Genomic DNA, 4,230 nt, shown 5'->3' with positions numbered 1-4,230 from the left:
CGGTCAGCTCTTTCTCCAAGGATCAGCTTCAAAGCGCCGACGATGATGGATTTGCCTGCGCCCGTCTCCCCCGTCACGCCGATGAGACCAGCGGCCAGCTCCCAGGTCACGTCTTCAACGAGGGCCAGATTGCGGATTTTGAGGAAGGAAAGCATGGGTGGGATGGAATGGTGGACAAATGAACATGCATTGTTCTTTTCTCATTTCAACCACCTCGAGGCGATCTTCCACTCCATGCTTTAAAAGCGCGCGAAAAATGTGCGGCGGATTTGTAACCGAGCTCGGCGGCGACGCCTTTCACAAGGGCATCGGGCTGGCGGAGTTTGATGGCAGCTTGGGAGAGCTTGAGGCGGGTGAGGCAGGCGAGCGGGGTCTCGGTGTCGTAGCGCTGGAAGAGGCGGGTGAAGTAGGCGGCGGAGACGAAGCAAGCTTTGGCGGCCTGCTCGATGCTGCTGAGGACGGGATAATTGCGCAGCAAATGACCGCGGCAGCGCAGGTAGGTGGCGTACGCGGGGTCCATTTTGGTGGTGGCGGGCTGGCGGGAGTCCGCGCAGAGCACCAGAGCGTGCTCGAGCGTGGCACAGGCTGCCCGCAGGCCAAAGCGACCGCCACGGAGGGCGTGATCGATCACTTCCTCCAGCAGTGAGTCAACGCGTGAGGCGTCTGTGACGCGGAGCACGCTGCCGGGAGAGAGATCAAGATCGCTCATCAACGAGGCGGCACGTGTGCCGGTGAAATTGAAGAAGTACTTCACCATCGGCTCCTCCGCCGAGCTGCGGATGACCTGCGGGGTGGTGGAATCGAAGACAAAGGCGTGGCCGGCTTCGATCTCATGCGTCTGATCCGCCAGCGTGACGCTGCCATGGCCCTTCGACACGAACTCGAAGGCGAGAAACGGGAATTTCTGCCGGTCCATGACGAAATCCGGGGCACACCATTCGCAGCCACCGCCGACAAGGCACAGCGTCGACGCATCGCTCTGACGATCCTCCCATTCCGGGAGGAAGAAGCGGCGGGTGCGTACGACTTGCTTGGAAAAGTAGTCGGCCTGGTCGGTGGCGGGCATGGAGTTGGGACAGGATCAAAGTTTCCAGCCGCGTGAATCTTGCGACAAAGGGTCAAGAATCGTCATTTCACCGGCAAACATTCGACGCACTGGCGGGTTGCTATTTGGCGGCCTCGGAAGTCACTTGTTGGATATGTCCCAACCACTTTCCGGCATCATCCCGCCCCTCGTCACCCCCTTGCGTGATCGCGACCTGCTCGATTGTGAAGGTTTGGAGCGACTGATCGAGCACCTGATCGGTGGTGGAGTGTCCGGATTGTTCATTCTCGGCACCACGGGTGAAGGGCCCAGCCTGAGCTATCGCCTGCGGCGGGAACTGATTGAGCGCACCTGCAAGCAAACGGCGGGGCGCGTGCCGGTACTGGTGGGCATCACGGATACGTCATTCACGGAGAGCGTGAACCTGGCGAGGCATAGCGCGGAGGCGGGAGCCACGCATGTGGTGACTGCGCCGCCATATTACTTCCCTGCCGCGCCGCCGGAGCTGCAGGAGTACATTCAGGATCTCGTGGCGGAGATGCCGCTGCCGATGTTTCTCTACAACATGCCCGGGCTGACGAAGGTGAGCTTTGAGATCGACTTGGTGCGTCGTGCGCTGGACATGCCGGGCATCTGCGGGGTCAAGGACAGCTCATGCGACATGATCTACTTTCATCGCCTGCTCGAAGTGGCGAAGCAGCGGGCGGACTGGAGCGTGCTGGTGGGGCCGGAAGAGCTCACGGCTGAGGCTGTGCTGCTGGGGGGCCATGGGGGCATCAATGGCGGGGCCAATCTGCATCCGAAGCTTTATGTGGAGATGTATCGGGCAGCTGCTGCGCAGGATTTGCAACTCACGCGGGAACTGCATGCGCAGGTGATGCAACTGGCGGGAAGTATTTACACCGTGGGGCGGCACAAGTCGGCGATCATCAAGGGCATCAAGTGCGGGCTTTCGCTGCTGGGCATCTGTGAAGACCATATGGCGGAGCCGTTTCATCGTTTCCGCGACCCTGAACGTGCGATCATTCGTGAAAGACTCGTCAACCTTGGTTTGATCAAGGCCTGATTTTAACCACGGAATACACAGAATACACGGAAACCAAACCGTTCTTTTTTTCCGTGTATTCTGTGTATTCCGTGGTTTTTGATTCTTGTTTTCTGCCCATTCATGAACTCCAAGCTGATCTATCCTGAGGAAAGCTTTGCCATCCGTGGATGCCTTTTTGAAGTCTATAGGAAAAAAGGCGCAGGATTCCTTGAACCTGTGTATCAAGAATGCTTGGAAATTGAGTTTCGGCTGGCCGGCCCGCCCGCCACTGCGCAACCCAATTTAAAACTCGACTACAAAGGCATCACGCTCAAAAGCACCTACATTCCAGATTTTATCTGCTATGACAAGATTGTAGTGGAGCTCAAGGCAGTCAAAGACCTAACGGATGCTCATCGGGCTCAAGTCCAAAACTATCTCAAAGCTACCGGCCTTAAACTCGCCTTTCTAGTCAACTTCTGCCACCATCCACTTATCGAAGTCGAACGCATTGTTCTCTGAAATCACCCTCCATCCTATGAAATCCTTTTCGCTTCTTTGCTTTGCCGCCACCCTGCTGCTGACCTGCCATCTCCGCGCCCAGATTCCCGGAGGATTCAGCGCTGTTTTACCCACGGACAAGGAGGCGGTGGAGGCTGCCGAGTTTGCGGTGAAAACTCATGATCCGAAGCTCAAGCTGCAAAGCATTGAGAGAGGTGAAAGTCAGGTTGTGGCGGGGATGAATTACAAGCTTGTGCTGAATGTGACGGACGCGGCCGCACCTCGGCAGGCTGCAGTGGTGGTGTGGCATAAGCTTGATAAGAGCCGTGCGCTGACTTCGTGGGAGTGGCTGAAGTCCAAGGAAGCGCAGCCTGGGATTTTGAAATCCGAATACATCTATGACACGGGGCCTTATCCCTCGGTCCATGCCACGACCATTGTCGAAACACCGACGGGGATGGTTTCGGCGTGGTTTGGCGGGACGGCGGAGAGGAATCCGGATGTATGCATCTGGGTGTCTAGACTGGTAGACGGGAATTGGACGGAGAGTGTGGAGACGGCGAGTGGCGTGCAGGCCGATGGCACGCGGCATCCGACGTGGAACCCGGTGTTGTTTCAGCCGCGTGGAGCGCCGCTGATGCTGTTTTACAAGGTGGGGCCTTCGCCGAGCACGTGGTGGGGGGAGCTCAAGACCTCAAGCGATGGTGGCAAGACGTGGTCGGCGGCGCAGAAGCTGCCCAAAGGAATCTTTGGGCCGATCAAGAACAAGCCGGTGCAGCTTCCGAACGGCGACATCCTCTGCCCTACCAGCAATGAGACTGACACGAAGCCAAGCGAGTGGGCGATTTACTTTGAGCGGTCCAGTGATCTCGGCAAAACTTGGGAGCGCACGAAGCTGCTGCATGATGGTCTGAAGGTCAGTGCTATTCAGCCGAGCATTCTTGATCTGGGCGGTGACAAGCTGCAGGCGGTGGGCCGCACGCGTCAGGGCAAGGTGTTTCAAATTGCCTCTGATGATGCAGGGCGCACGTGGGGTGAGATTTCGCTGACTGCGCTGCCGAATCCTAACTCGGGAACGGATGCGGTGACGCTGAAGGATGGCCGCCATTTGCTGATCTACAATCACACGGCCAAGGGACGCAGCCCGCTGAATCTGGCTGTGAGCAAGGATGGCAAGGTGTGGGAAGCGGCACTTGTGCTGGAAGACGAACCCAAGAGGGAGTTTAGCTATCCGGCGATCATTCAGACCAGCGATGGACTCGTCCACATCACCTATACGTGGAAGCGCCAGAAGGCGAAGCACGTCGTCGTTGATCCTGCCAAGCTGACGTTGAAACCCATCGTGGACGGCCAGTGGCCGAAGTGATTCACTGTCCGCATGCAGCCATACTCGCTTCTTCTCATTCTTGCCACGGCCGTTGCGATGCAATCGCCCGCGCAAGCACAAGCCACCTCGACTGATGCGGTGCTTTCTGCCCAGATTGCACGGGCTTGGGACGTGACGTGGAATCGTTTTTATCTGCCCAAGGTGCAGACGTTTGGCGACTACCTGAGCAGCTACGAAAAGGGCAAGGAGCAGGTGCATTTGCCGACGGCTGAAGAGGTGAAACGGCAGTATCCGAATCCGTGTGGTTACAGCACGGGGATGGAAGATGGG

At 57.7% G+C, this 4,230-nt stretch carries 5 protein-coding genes and 1 pseudogene; 4 read left to right on the top strand and 2 right to left on the bottom strand.

The genetic code is table 11. From position 1 onward, the window contains the following. Both ACIREA_RS27685 and ACIREA_RS27680 read right to left on the bottom strand, forming a co-directional pair. Nucleotides 1-155 (bottom strand): AAA family ATPase (locus ACIREA_RS27685; protein ID WP_397385557.1); only part of this gene is annotated, 155 nt, incomplete at its 3' end. Nucleotides 156-205: 50 nt separating this feature from the next. Next, on the bottom strand, nucleotides 206-1,066 hold the full coding sequence (locus ACIREA_RS27680; protein WP_397385556.1) for an AraC family transcriptional regulator: 861 nt from the start codon (nucleotides 1,064-1,066) through the stop codon (nucleotides 206-208). Nucleotides 1,067-1,199: 133 nt separating this feature from the next. Here ACIREA_RS27680 and ACIREA_RS27675 point away from each other — a divergent pair, with 133 nt between their 5' ends. The 4 genes and pseudogenes from ACIREA_RS27675 to ACIREA_RS27660 all read left to right on the top strand — a co-directional run. Beyond that, nucleotides 1,200-2,111, top strand: a complete 912-nt coding sequence (locus ACIREA_RS27675; RefSeq protein WP_397385555.1) for a dihydrodipicolinate synthase family protein — start codon at nucleotides 1,200-1,202, stop codon at nucleotides 2,109-2,111. A 102-nt stretch (nucleotides 2,112-2,213) separates the two neighbouring features. Continuing rightward, nucleotides 2,214-2,594: a GxxExxY protein gene (locus ACIREA_RS27670; RefSeq protein ID WP_397385554.1), complete on the top strand. Its 381-nt coding sequence runs from the start codon at nucleotides 2,214-2,216 to the stop codon at nucleotides 2,592-2,594. Between the two features lie 16 nt (nucleotides 2,595-2,610). After that, nucleotides 2,611-3,939, top strand: a complete 1,329-nt coding sequence (locus tag ACIREA_RS27665; protein WP_397385553.1) for an exo-alpha-sialidase — start codon at nucleotides 2,611-2,613, stop codon at nucleotides 3,937-3,939. Nucleotides 3,940-3,951: 12 nt separating this feature from the next. Next, a pseudogene (locus tag ACIREA_RS27660) lies at nucleotides 3,952-4,230 on the top strand (hypothetical protein); the annotation flags it as partial.

Source organism: Prosthecobacter sp., assembly GCF_044373815.1.
Lineage (GTDB): Bacteria > Verrucomicrobiota > Verrucomicrobiia > Verrucomicrobiales > Verrucomicrobiaceae > Prosthecobacter.
The sequence above is the reverse complement of the archived record's forward strand: the minus strand, read 5'-3'. Positions and strand labels throughout refer to the sequence as shown.

Bases quoted from the DNA above. Each gene is read 5' to 3' on its own strand.
- ACIREA_RS27680 (WP_397385556.1), bottom strand. From the start codon at position 1,066: ATGCCCGCCACCGACCAGGCCGACTACTTTTCCAAGCAAGTCGTACGC.
- ACIREA_RS27675 (WP_397385555.1), top strand. From the start codon at position 1,200: ATGTCCCAACCACTTTCCGGCATCATCCCGCCCCTCGTCACCCCCTTG.
- ACIREA_RS27670 (WP_397385554.1), top strand. From the start codon at position 2,214: ATGAACTCCAAGCTGATCTATCCTGAGGAAAGCTTTGCCATCCGTGGA.
- ACIREA_RS27665 (WP_397385553.1), top strand. From the start codon at position 2,611: ATGAAATCCTTTTCGCTTCTTTGCTTTGCCGCCACCCTGCTGCTGACC.